The 16,593-nt window shown below is 57.7% G+C and carries 17 protein-coding genes; 11 read left to right on the top strand and 6 right to left on the bottom strand.

Annotated elements, in window-relative coordinates:
* Window positions 1-2 precede the first annotated feature (2 nt).
* Together DI396_RS08905 and pedF are read right to left on the bottom strand one after the other, a co-directional pair.
* Window positions 3-905, bottom strand: a complete 903-nt coding sequence (locus DI396_RS08905) for a transporter substrate-binding domain-containing protein (protein WP_110795868.1) — start codon at window positions 903-905, stop codon at window positions 3-5.
* Window position 906: 1 nt separating this feature from the next.
* On the bottom strand, window positions 907-1,593 hold the full coding sequence (gene pedF / locus DI396_RS08900; RefSeq protein WP_110795867.1) for a cytochrome c-550 PedF: 687 nt from the start codon (window positions 1,591-1,593) through the stop codon (window positions 907-909).
* Between the two features lie 156 nt (window positions 1,594-1,749).
* On the opposite strand from pedF, the gene DI396_RS08895 reads away from it, so the two are divergent.
* From DI396_RS08895 to DI396_RS08845, 11 genes are all read left to right on the top strand, one after another.
* Window positions 1,750-2,952, top strand: a complete 1,203-nt coding sequence (locus tag DI396_RS08895; RefSeq protein ID WP_328588340.1) for an ABC transporter substrate-binding protein — start codon at window positions 1,750-1,752, stop codon at window positions 2,950-2,952.
* A gap of 2 nt (window positions 2,953-2,954) precedes the next feature.
* Window positions 2,955-3,923, top strand: coding sequence for a YVTN family beta-propeller repeat protein (locus DI396_RS08890; RefSeq protein ID WP_110795865.1), 969 nt, complete (start codon window positions 2,955-2,957; stop codon window positions 3,921-3,923).
* 18 nt (window positions 3,924-3,941) lie between these two features.
* Window positions 3,942-4,400, top strand: a complete 459-nt coding sequence (locus tag DI396_RS08885; RefSeq protein WP_110795864.1) for a hypothetical protein — start codon at window positions 3,942-3,944, stop codon at window positions 4,398-4,400.
* Between the two features lie 33 nt (window positions 4,401-4,433).
* Complete coding sequence (locus tag DI396_RS08880; protein ID WP_110795863.1) at window positions 4,434-5,168, top strand: ABC transporter ATP-binding protein; 735 nt, start codon at window positions 4,434-4,436, stop codon at window positions 5,166-5,168.
* Complete coding sequence (locus tag DI396_RS08875; protein ID WP_110795862.1) at window positions 5,165-5,956, top strand: ABC transporter permease; 792 nt, start codon at window positions 5,165-5,167, stop codon at window positions 5,954-5,956. The genes DI396_RS08880 and DI396_RS08875 overlap by 4 nt, the downstream gene beginning before the upstream one ends.
* Before the next feature lie 73 nt (window positions 5,957-6,029).
* Window positions 6,030-6,575, top strand: coding sequence for a tetratricopeptide repeat protein (locus DI396_RS08870; RefSeq protein ID WP_110795861.1), 546 nt, complete (start codon window positions 6,030-6,032; stop codon window positions 6,573-6,575).
* A gap of 150 nt (window positions 6,576-6,725) precedes the next feature.
* On the top strand, window positions 6,726-7,169 hold the full coding sequence (locus DI396_RS08865) for a c-type cytochrome (protein ID WP_110795860.1): 444 nt from the start codon (window positions 6,726-6,728) through the stop codon (window positions 7,167-7,169).
* A gap of 251 nt (window positions 7,170-7,420) precedes the next feature.
* Entirely contained in the window at window positions 7,421-9,187 is a 1,767-nt protein-coding gene (locus DI396_RS08860) for a PQQ-dependent methanol/ethanol family dehydrogenase (RefSeq protein ID WP_110795859.1), read from the top strand.
* A 170-nt stretch (window positions 9,188-9,357) separates the two neighbouring features.
* Window positions 9,358-10,089: a LuxR C-terminal-related transcriptional regulator gene (locus tag DI396_RS08855; RefSeq protein WP_110795858.1), complete on the top strand. Its 732-nt coding sequence runs from the start codon at window positions 9,358-9,360 to the stop codon at window positions 10,087-10,089.
* A 39-nt stretch (window positions 10,090-10,128) separates the two neighbouring features.
* Window positions 10,129-11,286: an FIST N-terminal domain-containing protein gene (locus tag DI396_RS08850; protein ID WP_110795857.1), complete on the top strand. Its 1,158-nt coding sequence runs from the start codon at window positions 10,129-10,131 to the stop codon at window positions 11,284-11,286.
* A gap of 26 nt (window positions 11,287-11,312) precedes the next feature.
* Window positions 11,313-13,529, top strand: a complete 2,217-nt coding sequence (locus DI396_RS08845) for a hybrid sensor histidine kinase/response regulator (RefSeq protein ID WP_110796035.1) — start codon at window positions 11,313-11,315, stop codon at window positions 13,527-13,529.
* A gap of 20 nt (window positions 13,530-13,549) precedes the next feature.
* Here the strand turns inward: DI396_RS08845 and pqqE are convergent, their stop codons facing one another.
* Genes pqqE through pqqB form a run of 4 tightly spaced genes read right to left on the bottom strand, consistent with a single transcriptional unit; the run spans window position 13,550 to window position 16,573 of the window.
* On the bottom strand, window positions 13,550-14,662 hold the full coding sequence (pqqE, locus tag DI396_RS08840) for a pyrroloquinoline quinone biosynthesis protein PqqE (RefSeq protein WP_268876838.1): 1,113 nt from the start codon (window positions 14,660-14,662) through the stop codon (window positions 13,550-13,552).
* Window positions 14,659-14,934, bottom strand: coding sequence for a pyrroloquinoline quinone biosynthesis peptide chaperone PqqD (pqqD, locus tag DI396_RS08835; protein ID WP_110795855.1), 276 nt, complete (start codon window positions 14,932-14,934; stop codon window positions 14,659-14,661). Before pqqD ends, pqqE begins: the two co-directional genes overlap by 4 nt.
* Window positions 14,931-15,686 carry a pyrroloquinoline-quinone synthase PqqC gene (gene pqqC / locus DI396_RS08830; RefSeq protein WP_110795854.1) on the bottom strand — a complete coding sequence of 252 codons (756 nt, stop codon included), beginning with the start codon at window positions 15,684-15,686 and terminating at the stop codon, window positions 14,931-14,933. The genes pqqD and pqqC overlap by 4 nt, the downstream gene beginning before the upstream one ends.
* Window positions 15,683-16,573, bottom strand: coding sequence for a pyrroloquinoline quinone biosynthesis protein PqqB (gene pqqB / locus DI396_RS08825; RefSeq protein ID WP_110795853.1), 891 nt, complete (start codon window positions 16,571-16,573; stop codon window positions 15,683-15,685). The genes pqqC and pqqB overlap by 4 nt, the downstream gene beginning before the upstream one ends.
* Window positions 16,574-16,593 lie beyond the last annotated feature (20 nt).

Below are 16,593 nucleotides of genomic sequence, written 5' to 3'. Positions count from 1 at the left end.
TTTTAGCGCTCTGGCGCCTGCCATGTGGCGCCATATTTGGCATAAATATCGGCGATGCGCCCGTCTTCGATGGCCGCGAATATCGCATCATCCACGGCATATCCCAACGCACGGTAGCGGAAATTCACAGCGGTCCCGAGCGTCCATTGACCCACGGCAAATCCGGGCAGGGGAGGTTGGTGCACTTTGAGCCCATCGGTCAAACCGGCCTCAAGCTGCGTGCGTGGCCCCATCACCGCCTTCACCTCACCTGCGGCCAAGCCGGCCATCGCATCTGCGGTTGTGGGGTAGCGGGCCATTTTTTTGGACAATTGCCCGCCCGGAAATGCTGTCAGGTAGAAATCCGAAATGGAATCATTCTCCACTCCGACCGGATCAAACCGGAAATACGCAGGCACCGGCGCCTCGCCATCGGGATAGGCAGATTGCGCATAGGCAATCGCGATGCTCTCTGTGGCGTATTGGCCGGTGAAAACGACTTGTTCGGCGCGGCAGGCAAACGTGCTGTCGTAGGGAATATGCATCATGATATTCGCCACGCGCCCGCCGGTCACCGGACCTTTCCAGATCCAGTTGCGCAGATCCGCATCGAGGTTTTCACCTGCGCCGACCAACCGGAATTTCGGCTCTACGCCAAGCGCCTGCGCGATCAATGCGCCGATCTCTACGTCGATGCCGGTGGGCTTGCCGTTCTCTGCGTAGGAGTAGGGTGGAAACTCTTCAAACAATGCGATGTCGACCCAGCCCCGCGCGACGATCTGGTCAAGATCCTGCCCGATGATGTCACGGCTGGCGTTCTGCGGTTTGGGTTGCGGCACATAATCTTCGCAGCGCGCCGCAGCCTGCCCCGCAAGGCAGGCCAAGGCAATCAGTCCGAGAGCCGTTTTGCGTATCGCGTCCCACATGTTAATGCGCGACCGATAGCCCGATGGTCAGCGTTTCAGCGGCCTGTTTCATACTGTCCTCTGACCCATCGAGCTGTTTAGCGGCGCGAAAGGCGATGGAATCAGCCACGGGTGCGCCGGAAAGTGTTTCGATCTTGCCGGCGATGTCCTCAAGGCGGGGTTTGACCGTCGCCACATCGGCGCTGCCATCGGCCAGCGCATCGCGCATCTTGTGCAATTCATCGGCATATTCATCGAGCATGTCCTGATCCGGCCGCGTTTCGATATAGGTGCGAATGGCCCAGCTGGCCTTTTGCCCGAGAACCTCTTCGAAGGCAGGCATTTTCGTGGTGCCATTCTGGGTGTAGCCGGTTCGAAACCGTTCGGCGAACCATTCGTCACCATATTCCTCGGCCTCAAGATAGCGTAGATCGGGGGCCAAACCGCCCGATATTACCTCAAGCCCGTGGCAGCGCGCGCAGTTCTGGTTATACCCCGATGCTCCGATTTCGATGGCAGTGGTCCACACCTCTTCGCCCTGATCGCGGTAGGGGTTTTCAATCAACCATTCATCACCCACATCGGGCAGCGCATCGGTGTTCATCGGCTGCGGTGCAACATCGCCATGAGCATAAACACCGCCGGCTCCAGCCAGTGTGCAAAGTGCAATCAGAGCGGCGCGCGCCGACAGTTTGCGCGAAGATGACATGTGGTTTTCCTCCCAAATACCTGTTCGACATGTGTCATAGGATGTCTTGTGAGGCTATCGCTATTGGACTTTGGTTTACACACTTATCGGGCGCGACGTTGGTCGTAGTAGCGATAGGAAAACCGCTGCTCTAGGCTCGGCGCAAGGGAGAAGGCGATGAACCGGGTTTTTCGTATGGTAATGGTGTTGGCAGTCCAGGCAGGCCTGTTTGGCGGTGCGAGCGTGGCGCTGTCTGATGCGGCCTCTGAGGATGGGCTGCATATGGCGATGACCTATCTGTCTGCGCGCCCGCCAGCTTCCCCCACCTTATCGAACCTCGATCCGGTGCCTGATGATTTGGGCGCGGCGGGGGCTGCGCTTGGTCTAGAGGATAACGCCACCACCGGCCGATTTTTGGGGCATCACTACCACCTTGAAACCGTCACTGTTTCACCTGAAGAGGCGCTTGATGCAGCGCGGGAGGCGTTGGCTGTCTCGCCTTATCTGATCGTAGATGCCGCGCCGGAGGTTTTGCTCGGAATTGCGGATTTGCCGCAAGCGCAGGACGCTTTGATCTTCAATGTCGGGGCCGCCCATTCGGCGCTGCGCAGCGCCGAGTGCCGCGCCAACTTGCTGCATACTGCCCCGTCATACGCGATGCGGGCCGATGCGGTGACGCAGTTTTTGTTGTTCAAACGTTGGAGCAAGACTGCATTGATTGCAGGTCCGGCACCAGAGGATCAGGCTTTTGCTGCGGCGTTAGAGACGAGTTTGACGAAGTTCGGGCTTAAACCCGGCGCGCGGGCGGAATGGGGGATTGAGGCGGACATGCGCCGTACTGCCGCCCAAGAGGTGCCTTTGTTTACGCAAAAGCTGGGTGAACATGACGTGCTGCTTGTTGCAGATGAGGCCAATGATTTTGCCCGCTATATCGTATATAACACATGGCTCCCGCGACCGGTGGCCGGTTCGGTCGGTTTGCGTCCCGCCGCCTGGGGTCGCGTGGTGGAACAATGGGGTGCGGCGCAATTGCAATCGCGGTTTTCGGAGCGTGCGGGACGCGATATGCAGCCGCGCGATTACGCGGCATGGGCTGCGCTGCGCAGCTTGGGCGAAGCAATGACCCGCATGAATTCCGCAGAAATAGAGACAGTTCAATCCTATATCCTATCGGATAATTTCGAATTGGCAGGCTTCAAAGGTCGCCCGTTGTCCTATCGCGGTTGGAACGGCCAATTGCGCCAACCCATCCCCTTGCTTCACGACGATGCTGTGGTTGTCACTGCGCCGCTCGAAGGGTTCTTGCACCAGAGTAACGAACTCGACAGCCTCGGGGTTGACGAGCCCGAAAGCACCTGCCGCGCATTTGGAGGAAACTAACTATGACGCCCCGCTTTATCCTGCCCGCATTATTTGCGGCCCTGTCCGTGCCGACCCTTGCTCAGGCCGAAGAGATTTGGGTCACTAATGAAAAGGATGACACCGTTAGTGTGATCGACACGACCACCATGGAGGTGGTCCGCACGATTCCGACCGGAGAGCGGCCGCGGGGGATCACCTTTAGCCATGATTTTTCGCGGGTCTATATTTGTGCCTCGGACAGCGACACGGTGCAGGTGATGGATCCGGATACAGGCGAAATTCTCTATGATCTTCCGTCCGGTGAAGACCCCGAACAGTTTGTTTTGCATCCTGATGATCGCCATCTGTATATCGCCAATGAGGATGATGCGATCACCACCGTGGTGGATGTTGTGGACCGCCGCGTTGTGGCGCAGATCGACGTCGGGATCGAACCCGAAGGGATGGCCGTGTCGCCAGATGGCAAGATCGCGATCACCACCTCCGAGACCACCAATATGGCCCATTGGATTGATACCGAAACACAAAAACTGTTCGCCAATACGCTGGTTGATTCTCGTCCCCGTCATGCAGAATTTGCCAAGGATGGTCGCGAACTTTGGGTCAGCGCCGAAATTGGCGGCACAGTTTCGGTATTTTCCGTCTCTGATCAGGCCGAAATTGCTAAAATCAACTTTGCCGTCAACGGCGTTCATGAGGACCGTATACAGCCCGTGGGCTTTGAATTTACGGATGATGAAAAGACCGCGTTTGTCGCGCTCGGGCCGGCCAACCATCTTGCCGTGGTCAACGCCGAAACCTATGAGGTCGAGGACTATATTCTTGTTGGGCGGCGGGTTTGGCATATGGCATTCAACACCGACAAAAGCCTGCTGTTCACCACCAACGGCGTTTCGGGGGATGTTACGGTCGTTGACGTTGCCAAACGCAAAGCCATCAAAACCATCAAAGTCGGACGCTTCCCTTGGGGCGCGGCTTTGCGCCCGTAAATCTATTGGAGGACTGACATGAAATCGATTCTCACCCTGACAACCCTCGCCGTACTGACACTTGGCGGCGGCGCATTGCCCGCATTGGCGGATGACGACGATGCGCCAACATTCGGACTTGCAGGATTATTGTCGAATAAAAACAAGCACGACTTGCCCGAAGTGATCCTCTCGTCGGGCATGCCTTTGGCCGATGCGCCTTGGGTGTTGAAATCCGGTGGCTATTATGAGGTGGAAATCACCGCCGACGGCAGTCAGGAATTGGCATTGGCCGGGCCGGAGTTTTTTCGCGCGATCTGGATCGACGAGATCGTGATTGAGGGGCTGGAAATTCGACCTTTGGGCCTTGATAGTGTCGAATTTGACGAGGCAGGCACCATGGAGATCGGATTTATTGCGCTCAAGCCGGGAACGTATAACCTGCATGTGCCGGGCACGACCGGAGACACGCAGCGTTTGGAGATCACGATTGAATAAAGCCACAGCCCCGCAAGCCCGGCCTGTGCCCTGATGAGCGGGATTGAGGCGCGGGATCTGAGTTTTTCCTACGGCACGAAACAAGCGTTGAGCGCCGTGTCTTTTGACGTCGCCGCCGGAGAGTTCTGCGCTCTGCTTGGTCCCAATGGGGCCGGAAAATCAACGCTGTTTTCATTGCTCACGCGGCTGTTCACGGCACCGCAGGGCAGCATCAAAATCGCTGGTGCGGATTTGGCCACCCGCCCCCGTGCGGCCTTGGCGCAAATGGGGGTTGTGTTCCAACAAACCACGCTTGATCTTGATTTGTCAGTGCGGCGCAACCTGTCGTATTTTGCTGCGCTGCAAGGCATTGGCGGCAAAGATGCCGCGCGCCGGATTGATGCGGCTTTGGATCAGCTTAACATGCGGGAACGGGCCGATGAAAAGGCCCGCAACCTCAACGGCGGGCATCGCCGCCGTGCCGAGATTGCCCGCGCTTTGATCCATGACCCTAAAGTGCTTCTCTTGGACGAACCGACTGTTGGACTTGATGTGGCGGCGCGGCAGGGGCTTGTGGCGCATGTGCATGCTCTGGCCGAGGCGGGGCTTTGTGTCCTCTGGGCGACGCATTTGACCGATGAAGTTCGCGCTGAAGACCGGTTGATTATGCTGGATCAGGGTCGCATTTTGAAAAATGGCATGGCCGGCGATATTGCGGCGGGGCGGCCATTAACGCAGGTGTTCTTGGAGCTGACCGGCGCGGCGCAAGATGCGGGGGTGGCGTTATGAGGGGCGCGGTTTTGGTGTTGCGGGCGATCGCGGCGCGTGAGGCATTGCGATTTGTCCGGCAACGCGAGCGATTTGTCGCCGCCTTGGTGCGGCCTTTGGTTTGGCTCTTGGTGTTTGCCGCAGGGTTTCGGGCCGCTTTGGGCATGTCGATTATCCCGCCTTACCAAACCTATGTCACCTACGAGACCTATATTATCCCCGGTTTGTGCGGGATGATCCTTTTGTTCAACGGCATGCAAAGCTCGCTCAGCCTTGTCTATGATCGTGAAATGGGGTCGATGCGCTTGCTCCTGACCTCGCCAATGCCGCGGTGGTGGTTGTTGGTGTGCAAGCTGATTGGATCGACGTTGATTTCGATTTTGCAGGTCTACACATTTCTTGTGATTGCGGCCTTGTTCGGCATCACCATGCCTCTGGCGGGATATGTCGCTGTCTTGCCCGCGCTGTTTCTGGCCGGATTGATGTTGGGCGGGCTCGGGTTGGCGTTGTCGAGTTTCATCCAGCAATTGGAGAATTTTGCCGGCGTGATGAATTTCGTGATCTTTCCCATGTTTTTCCTGTCTTCTGCGCTCTATCCCCTGTGGAGAATGGCGGAAAGCTCAGAGATCTTGCATGATATTTGCGCTTTTAACCCCTTCACCCATGCGGTCGAAATGATCCGTTTCGCGCTTTATGCACAGGTGAATTTCGGGGCCATGGCGGTCACCTGTGCGGCTGGGATGGTGTTTTTGGCGCTGGCGCTTTGGGGATATGATCCGGCCCGCGGGATGATACGGCGCAAGGGGTGACCTATCCTACGACCATGCGCGCAATGACGCAGGCACCCTATTTTGGTAGGCTTGGCCGCAGGAGGAAGCCCCAATGTTGATACGATTGACCCTCGCTGCGGCCCTATTGGCCACACCCGCCTTGTGCCAAAGCGAGGATGACGGCGGCGGCGGGAGTGTGAACCCCGAAGAGATGACATTGAACCGCGTGATGAAGAATGTCCGGCGCGGCCAAACCGATATGGTCACCTGTGCCACCGGATACCTGATGGTGAAAAAGGGCGACCACACGGCGGCGCGCGAGCTTTTCCAACGATGCGCCGAGGCTGGATATACTGGCGCGATGACATGGCTCAGCCAGATGGATGACAACGGTTTGGGGGGCGAGGAAAACCCGGACGCAGCAACCGAATGGAGCCGCCGCGCGGCCGAAGCGGGCGATCCTGTAGGCAAATTTAATTACGGTCTGTCGTTGATGCGGGGGCGCGGTGTTTCGCAAGATATAGAAGCCGGCCGCGCCATGGTTGACGATGCGGCGGCGCAGGGGTTGGCCATTGCGAAGCGGATGCAGCGTGCCGATTATGATTTGGACGAGGTGACGCCAGACGCGGACAATTGGAAATACCGTCCGATGTTTTGATCGGCGGGGAAGCCGTGCGCCGGCGCCGGATATCTGCTGCATCTTGCCCGCGTTTCCTACGACCAAAGGAGGAGCGACCTGTTGATGTCGATCAATTCCGGCTCATGCGGCGCGGCGTAGCATCGGGTCAACCAATCAGGAGATCATGATATGACCCGCATTATTTGTGCTGCAACCTTTGCCGCGCTTGTTGCTTGTGCGATGAGTGGCCCGGTTTCTGCCGAAAGCGCCGCGCTTTACAACCAAGTGAAAATCGATGCGGGGAAGGCCTTGTATGATGGTGAATGTCACCGGTGCCACGCGAATGAATCGGAAGATGTCTCTTACGGCCCGCCGTTAGAAAATATTATCGGGCGGGGCGCAGGGACGGTCGAAAACTATGACTATTCTATCGCATTGGCGGCCTCTGGCATTGTGTGGACCGAAGCCGCGTTGCGGGCGTGGATGGAGGATAATACTGGTTTTATGCCGGGCACCAAGATGCGCCATGTGGGAATCGAGGATCGCACTGTGCAGGATTTCATTCTGGCCTATCTGCGGTCGATCACCACGCGTGATGGCGCGGCTGTCTCTGAGAAATTGACCAAAGACTAATCCCTGCGCCCGCGCGGGATTGTCATGATGTCGCGTTGGATCGCGGGCGCTGTGGCGTTGGACGCCCGCACGTTCGATGTTCGAGAACCCGCCAGATTGATACTTGGCCCGCAGCCAGACGGAATTTGAAATACGACTATTGGCTTATACCTTGGGCGCCGCGCTTCCCCTAGCCTCATGTCAACCCATGCGTGCGAAACGCGTGGTGGACCTGCCTGCGCGGCGGGGAGAACCCAGGGAGGATTACCGAAATGAATCGCTTTATCGCATCCGTCGCGATCGGCATGATGGCGGCAGGGGCCGCTGTCGCCGGAGTGACCGAAGAAGATCTGGCCAACGACCGGACCAATACGAGCCAGATTGTTACCAACGGCATGGGGCGCGATTTGCAGCGCTACAGCCCGCTTGAGACACTGAACAAAGACAACGTTAAAAACCTGATGCCGGCATGGGCATTTTCACTTGGCGGTGAAAAGCAGCGCGGCCAGGAGACACAGCCGTTGGTCTATGATGGCGTGATGTATATCACCGGCTCCTATTCGCGCATCTATGCGATTGACGTGCGCACCGGTAAAGAGCTTTGGCAATATGACGCGCGTCTGCCTGAAGGCATTTTACCTTGCTGTGACGTCGTCAATCGCGGTGCCGCGATCTACGGCGATAATGTGATTTTCGGCACGCTTGATGCGCGCTTGGTGGCGTTGAACCTCAAGACTGGCGATGTCGTGTGGAACAAGAAAATCGCGGATTACAGAGCGGGCTATTCCTATACCGCGGCGCCGTTGATCGTGAATGGCCTTGTGATTACCGGCAACTCCGGTGGTGAATTTGGTATCGTGGGCGAAGTTCAGGCCCGCAACGCCGAAACCGGCGAAATGGTTTGGACCCGTCCGGTGATCGAAGGCCATATGGGCACGCTGAACGGCGAAGAATCCTCTATGACCGGCACGCTGAATGCGACATGGCCGGGCGACATGTGGAAAACCGGCGGTGGTGCGACCTGGCTTGGCGGATCGTATGATATCGAAACAGACACGATCGTGTTTGGCGCCGGTAACCCCGCCCCATGGAACAGCCATCTGCGTAACGCGGGGGTGCCAACCGAAGGCAACGCGGGCGATAACCTTTATGCGGCCTCGCGTATCGGCATCGACCCTGCCACGGGCGAGATCAAATGGCATTTCCAATCCACGCCGCGCGAAGGTTGGGATTATGACGGTGTGAACGAAGTCGTCGCCTTTACCGACAAAGACGGCAACAAGCGGTACGCCACGGCGGACCGGAACGGGTTCTTCTATGTTCTGGATCGTGAAACCGGCGGCTTCATCTCCGGCACGCCGTTTGTGAAGGACATCACATGGGCGTCGGGCATCGATGAAAACGGCCGCCCGATCTTTAACGAAGACAACCGTCCGGGCAATCCGGCGGATGCGGCGGATGGCAAGAAAGGCGATGTTGTCTTTTCGGCCCCCGGTTTCCTTGGCGGCAAAAACTGGATGCCGATGGCCTACAGTCAGAAAACCGGCCTGTTCTACGTGCCCTCCAACGAATGGGGCATGGATATCTGGAATGAGCCTGTAACCTACAAAAAAGGCGCGGCCTATCTTGGTTCCGGCTTCACCATCAAGCCGATGTATGAAGATCACATCGGCAGCCTCAAAGCCATCGACCCGGCAACCGGCGAATGGAAGTGGGAATTCAAAAACGAATCCCCTCTCTGGGGTGGCGTAATGACCACGGCTGGCGGACTTGTCTTTACCGGCACACCGCAGGGTGACTTCATCGCCTTTGATGATGAAACCGGCGAACAGCTTTGGTCTTTCCAAACCGGCTCCGGCATCGTGGGTCAGCCCGTCACATGGGAAATGGACGGCGAGCAATATGTTTCGGTGATCTCCGGTTGGGGTGGCGCGGTTCCTCTTTGGGGTGGTGAAGTGGCCAAAAAGGTCAGCTTCCTGAACCAAGGTGGCATGTTGTGGACGTTCAAATTGCCCAAGCAATTGGCCGAAGTGAAATAAGCCTTTTCTTTAACTATCCGGCAGCGCGCGTCTCGGTCCCCCCCGAGGCGCGCGTTTTTCCGTGGGTAGAGAGGCGCAGGTGGTTTGAAAATGACCCCCGACTTATTGGCTAGTGTGACAGAGCGCGCAATTTGCTAGCCTGAGAACACCACTGTTCAGGAGATATGTGTATGGCTCACGCCCGCTCGACCGAAAGGGGCCCCGATGATCGGGGGACGTCTGACAAGGCGTTGAACACGGCGATGGTGATCGACGACCATCCGCTGTTTTGCGATGCGCTCTCGATGACATTGCGCGCGGTGCTTGAAGTGCAGACCGTAAAAACCGCCGAATGCCTCAAAGGCGCGCTGGAACGGCTTGGTGAGGGCCTGTCACCGGATATTATTTTCCTCGACTTGAACTTGCCGGATGTCAACGGGCTCGACGGGCTTTTGCGCCTGATCAACGCGGCTCCCTCGGTGCCGGTGATTGTTGTGTCATCCATGTCCGAACCGCGCATTATTGCTTCGGCGATCCGCGCCGGTGCGCGCGGGTTTATCCCCAAACATAGCCAGCGCAGTGTATTCCGCGACGCTTTTGACGCGATCAGCGCAGGCGAGGTGTTCGTGCCCGAAGGTCTTTATATGCCGAACGAGGACGTGGCCCCCGAAGGCGAACAAGAGGCTGCGCTGACGCGGCTCTCCAGCCTGACAAATCAACAGGCGCGGATTCTCAATCTGATTTGCGAGGGTAAGCTGAACAAACAAATCGCCTATGATCTTTCGATTGCAGAGACGACAGTTAAGGCGCATGTTACCGCTATTATGCGAAAGCTGGGGGTGCAAAGCCGCACACAGGCCGTGCTCATCGCGCAAGAAGCGCGGTTTTCCAGCATTGCACAGGGAGAAGGGAGCAGCTTCTAAACTGCCATAAAAAGATCGCGCCTATGATCGGGGAGGAGAATGGGCCAACTCAAACCACCTGCTTTTGCAGCCGGTTCGTCATTGTTGACGGCCCATGCTCCGTGTGATGCGGCGGATCCGGTGCGCGATTTGCGTGATGCGCTGGGCGACGAAGATATGTCGATTGTGTATCTGTTCGTCTCTAACGTGGCGGATTTCGCCAGTATCGTGCAGCGGGCCGCAGAATGTTTCGGGGAGACGCCGGTGGTCTGTTGCAGCACGGCGGGCGAAATATCGACCGAGGGCTATACCGAACGAGAGATCGTCGCCGTGGCGCTCCGTGCCCGATTGTTCCAAATCGAAACCTTGTTGATCGAGGAACTTGACGAAATCGATCCACAGACATTGATCGGCGATGTAATCCGCGCGCGTGCCAAATTGACCCATGACGCCCGCGATATGGCATATGAATTTGCCTTTCTGACTGTCGATGGGTTGTCGCGCAAAGAAGACGAATTGATGAGCGCCCTCGCGCCCGGTCTCGGGCCAATGCAATTGTTTGGTGGTTCTGCCGCCGACGGTGAGGATTTTGCCAATACCTATCTGTCTTACGGCGGCGTAGTTTATCAAAACGCCGGTGTGCTAACCATGGTGCGCACCCACTGCCCGGTTAAGGTCTTTAGTCTCGCGCATTTGACACCGACCGAGACCCGCATGGTGGTGACCCGTGCCGATCCGTCGCGCCGGATCGTGCATGAGATCAATGCCGAACCCGCCGCGCGCGAATACGCCCGCATTTTGGGGAAGTCGCCCGAGCAGCTCGATACCTTTACCTTTGCCGCCCATCCGGTTGTGGTGCGCATTGGTGGTGCCCATCATGTGCGCGCCATTCAACGTATTGAAGACAGCGACGATTTGGTGTTCTTCTCTGCCATCGACGAAGGTTTGGTTCTGACACTTGCCGAACCCGACGATATTGCCGTGCATCTGGAGCGCGAATTGCGGGGGCTGGCCGAGGCGGGATCGCTCGACACGATTTTTGTCTGCGATTGTTTGCTGCGCCGCATGGAGGCGGCACAAAAACAGCAAACCAACCAGATTTCGCAGATTTTCAAAGAAAACCGTGTTGTTGGTTTTGCGACTTACGGCGAACAGATTGACGCCAAACACGTGAACCACACAATGACCGGTGTGGCGATTTACCTTCCCGAATCGTGATCGAAGAAACCTCTGAAGGCTCTGTGATGGTTCATACTCTGCTCGACCCTGCTGATTCGCTGGAACGCCAGCATGAAAAATTGCTGCAAATCACGGATGCATTGATGCGGCGGGTGGAGCAGGTGACCAATGATTCCGGCGCGGCCTATGCACAGTTTGAACGCGCGGCATTGCTTGAAGGTCAGGTGCGCCAGCGGACTCAGGATCTTGAACGGGTGCTGGATCTGCTCAATGAATCCAACGCCCGCCTCGCCGAGGCCAACCGGGCCACAGAAGCGGCGCGTTCGGATTTGACCGCCGCGATTGAAGCTGTCGAAGAAGGCTTTGCTCTTTTCAGCCCCGACAATCTTCTGGTGCTCTATAACCTGCGTTTTTCGATGCATTTGGGCGACCTCAAAGAGCAGCTCTTCCCGGGTATGAGTTTCGCGGAATATGTCGATGCGGTCAGTTCCAGCACCAGCATAGATTTGCGCAGCGCAGAGGAACGCATCGCATGGCGCAAAATGCGCCTTGAACGGCACAAGGATGAACACGCGATTTTCAACGTCAAATTGGTTGGAAATCGGTGGGTGCAGGTGTCTGCGCATCGCACACCCGATGGCGGCACGGTGATCTTGCAAACCGATGTGACCGATATCATGCGGTTGGAACGTCAAGCCCGTGATAAGTTGATGGACCAACAGGCGATCATGATTCGCGCCACATTGGATCATTTGAACCAAGGCGTCGGGATTTTTGACAAGGACACCCATCTGGTGGGTTGGAACCACCGGATCGGGCAATTGCTGGCGCTGCCTGCATCACAATTCCGCTTCGGCGCGCATTTTGACACTTTGTTTGACCGGATGCAGGACCGGCTGATCTTTCCCAAAACCATGCCGCGCGAGGCGGTTCTCGATTGGGTCAACGCGCCCAAAAAACGCCGCGCGCTGTCGTTCGAGCTGAAACACAAAAGCGGCGCCATTTTGGATTTCTTTGCGCAAGAAATGCCTGATCGCGGGTTTGTGGTGTCGCTCACGGACATCACCGCCGAGCGGGAGGCGGCAAAGCGCCTGTTCGAGGCCAACGCTTTGCTCGAAGAGCGCGTGGCCGCACGCACGCTGGAATTGGAACATGCGTTGAGTGCGGCCGAACGCGCCAATGCGTCGAAATCGCGGTTTGTCGCCGCCGCCAGTCACGACCTGTTACAACCTTTGTCAGCGGCGAAACTTTATGTTGCGTCTCTGGCGGAAACCGACCGCGATCCGATTGAACAGGATACGGTGCGCAAGGCCTTTGGTGCGCTTGAAAGTGTCGAAAACATCATCGAGGCGCTGTTGGATATCTCCAAACTCGACGCGGGCACTGCGGGGTTGGAACAAACGGCCGTCCCCTTGGGCCGCGTCCTTGCCCGCCTGCGTGACGAATTCGCGCCACATGCACAGATGAAGGGGCTTGATTTCCGCGTCGTCGGGACATCGGCAATGGTCTACTCCAATCCGCTGTTCATCAGCCGGATTTTGCAAAATCTCATCGCCAACGCGATCCGCTATACTCAAAGCGGTCGGGTGTTGGTCGGGGTGCGGCGTAATGGCGGTTCGGTTCGGCTTGAGGTGTGGGACACCGGACCGGGCATTGCAGAGGAACATCAAAGCGCGATCTTTCAAGAGTTCCACCGTCTTGATACGTCGGCCAGCGCCCCCGAAGGGCTTGGCCTTGGTCTTGCCATTGTCGAACGTGCCTGTACGCGCCTGGGGCACCAGCTTAGCCTGTGGTCGGTGCCAGGGCAGGGGACTGGCTTTTTTGTGAACATGCAACGCTTCGAGGGCGACAATGCTCTGCCGGTTGCGGCGCCGACGCCGCGCCGCGAACGTAAACTGACCGAAAGCGGATTGATTGTCCTATTGGTCGAAAACGATGCCGAAGTGCGCCGTGCGATCAGCCTGCTGCTTGGCAAATGGAATGCCGCTGTTTTGGATGTGCATTCCGGCGACGAGGCGATGGAACTTCTGGATGAAATCCAGATCAAGCCAGATGCGATGTTGATTGATTATCAGCTCGACAATGGTGAAAACGGTCTGAATGTGGTGGCCCGGTTGCGGCAAACGTATGGGGATATCCCCGCACGGATCATTTCCGCCAACCGATCGTCGGAGTTGCGTCAAAGTTGCGCCGAGATGAAGGTGGAGTTGATGGCCAAACCGCTTGATGCGCGCCACCTTGAAGCGTTTCTCGCGACCACGGTACCCGTGGATTTAGGGTGAAACAGGCTCTGGTTTTGTAATTATACAGATGCGGGAGGTTTGCGATAAATGAAGTCTTGCTGCGCCTGTGCGCCCAATTCGGCTTCGAGCAGCGCATCGACCAATCCACGATGTGGCGATTTACGGCACACCGGATCGGTGGCGCCCGCATCGGCGGCGATGGCCATGGCTTGGCACCGGCAGCCACCGAAATCCACGTCGCGCCGGTCGCAGGATTGGCATAGGTCCGGCATCCAATCTGTACCGCGATAGGCTTGGAATGCCGGATCGTCATACCAAATTTCCGCCAAGGGCACGTCTTGTGCGTGTTGGAATGTCAGATGCGGGATGGTTTCGGCAGCGTGGCAGGGTAAAACCTTGCCGTCCGGCGCAATATTCAACCCCGTCGAGCCCCAACCGCCCATGCAGGCTTTGGGAAAATCAGCGTAGTAATCGGGCGGCACAAAATCGATCACCAAAGTACCGCGATGCTCTTTGCGCGCGTGTGCGACCAAGGCCTTGGCGGCATCTACCTGTTCGCGGGTGGGTTGAAGCATCGAGCGATTTTCCAAGGCCCAGCCTTGAAACTGCACACAAGCCACCTCCATTCGCCGCGCGCCAAGCTTTAGCGCAAGTTCAATCGTGGCGGGCAGATCATCAAGGTTATGGCGGTGCATCACCGCGTTCAGTGTCAGGGGAAATCCAAGCCGCGCGATATGCTCGGCAACGTGCATTTTCCGCTCGAACCCGCCTTTGTATCCGCCAACCCAATCCGCCAGTTGCGGTGCAACGCCTTGGACGGACAATTGGATATGATCAAGGCCCGCATCATTGAGCGCCTCAAGCCGTTTCGGCGTCAAACCAATGCCGGAGGTGATCAAATTCGTATAAAGCCCCGCCTCGCGCGCAGCGATGACAAGATCGACCAGATCGCGCCGCGAGGCCGGCTCGCCGCCCGAAAGGTGCAATTGCAAGACGCCCAATTCGGCCGCTTGCCGGAAGATGTCCGCCCATTGATCAGTCTCTAATTCGGCGGAAATCGTGGTGAGTTCCTGCGGATTGGAGCAATAGGGGCACGACAACGGGCAGCGATGCGTCAGTTCGGCCAACATTGCAATCGGTGGATTTGGGCGAGGTGTGGCGGCGGCGTTCACGGATCTCTTCTCTCAACTAGGCGTTTGTCTGCAAGGTCGGTGAGAAACTCGGCCACATCGACGCTAACGGCCTCAACGGGCGCGCCGTAACGGGTGGCGAGGTCTGCGGCGATCTGCGTTTCGGTCCGTTTGCCGTCCAATTCCGCGATAATGGCATGGCCAATTTCATCGAGCATCAAAGCACGCTCGGGGCCCAACAATACATTGCGGCCGCGTATGCGATCATAATGTGTCCGCACACCGCGCGGCAGGTATGGGATCGCGTTGCTCACAGCAGCCCTTCGTGGGGTTGCCAACCGCCCGGTGGGATGCGCGCGGGCGCGACATAGGCCGAATGCAGCGCATCAAGTTGCGCCCAAAGAACCTCGGTTTTGAAAATCAGCGCCGCTGCGGCCGCGTCCTGATCGGCGCGGGATATCGCGCGGTCCATCACCCATTTGAGCCCAAAGGCCACGTCTTTCGGCGCTTCGGTCAGCCGGTGTTGGAAATAGGAAATCGTATTGGGATTGGCGAAATCGTAATGCGCCAAAAGCCCCGCGATCCGCGTTTTGTGGATGGTCGGCGCGAATAGCTCGGTCAGGGATGAGGCCATCGCGGGCAGCAAAGGCGCGTCGCGTACAAAGCGCACATAGGCATCGACGGCGAATCGGGTCGCGGGCAAAATACCAACCTCAGAGGCGACATAATCAGGGTCCAGCCCCACGCCTTCGGCCAGTTTGAGCCAACGGCGAATGCCGCCGCCTTCGTTCACGCCGCCATCGTGATCCTCGATGCGCGAGCGCCAGACACGGCGCAAGTCCGGATCAGAAACACGCGACATGAACGCCGCGTCCTTCATCGGGATGCGGGTTTGGTAATAATACCGGTTGATCACCCATGCGCGCACTTGGTCGATGCTGCAGCCGCCCGAATGCAGCAATTGGTGAAACGGGTGTTTGTCATGATAGCGTTCGGCGCCGATCTGGCGCAGGCGTGCCTCGAAATCGGCGGCGCTGTCGGGGGCTGTGAGGGCGGCGTGGGTCATAGTTCAAGCTCCATACCATCTGCCGCGATCTGCCATCCTTGGGCGAGGGCTTCGGCCCGTTCCGGTCCGTCCGGTTGCAGGATCGGATTGGTGTTGTTGATGTGGATATAGATTTTTCGCGTGTCGGTCAGGGCGCTCAGGCGGGCCAAACTGCCCGCATCGCCGCGCATGGAAATATGCCCCATCCGCGCGCCGGTTTTCGCGCCGGTGCCGGTTTGCTCCATCTCGTCGTTTTCCCAAACCGTGCCATCAAACAAGAGCATATCCGCTTCGCCCAAACGATCCAAAAGCCAATCGGGTAAGGTCGCGCAGCCGGGGATATAGTAGAGCACCTTGGCCCCGCCCGCGATCCGCAAACCAACGGTGTTTTCGCCCATGGCTTCAGTATCGACGGTTTCGCCTTCCATATAGAGCGGGACTTTTCCCGGAACGGCGAAGGGGGTGATCTCCATCCCTGCAAGCGGGTGAAACGCGGCATCCAGCGTGATGCGTTGCTTGGTGACCAAGGCCGGATCAAGCGCGCAAAACACGCTGTCATGATCCAAAACGCCAAGCGTTTCGGATGTAGCATAGACCGTAAAGGGCGTCTTCTCGCGTAGGGTTAGCAAACCGGCCACATGGTCGATGTCACCGTTGGTTAAAACCACGGCACGCATCGGGCTCCCGCGCAAAGAGGGCGGATGCATCGACGGATTGGCAGCAAATTGCGCGCGAATGTCGGGCGAGGCATTTAAAATCGCCCAGTCTACCCCATTCACGGAAACGGCCACCGACGATTGCGTCATCGGTGGCAAGCGACCCGTGCGGGCGTCTGTGCAATTGCGGCAGCCACAGTTCCATTGCGGAAGGCCGCCGCCCGCGCCCGCGCCAAGTATGGTAATGAACACGGAGGCTATAGATCCTTACG

The organism is Litorivita pollutaquae (genome assembly GCF_003205515.1).
Lineage (GTDB): Bacteria > Pseudomonadota > Alphaproteobacteria > Rhodobacterales > Rhodobacteraceae > Litorivita > Litorivita pollutaquae.
Note: the sequence above shows the minus strand (reverse complement) of the source record. Positions and strands in the feature narration are given on the sequence as shown.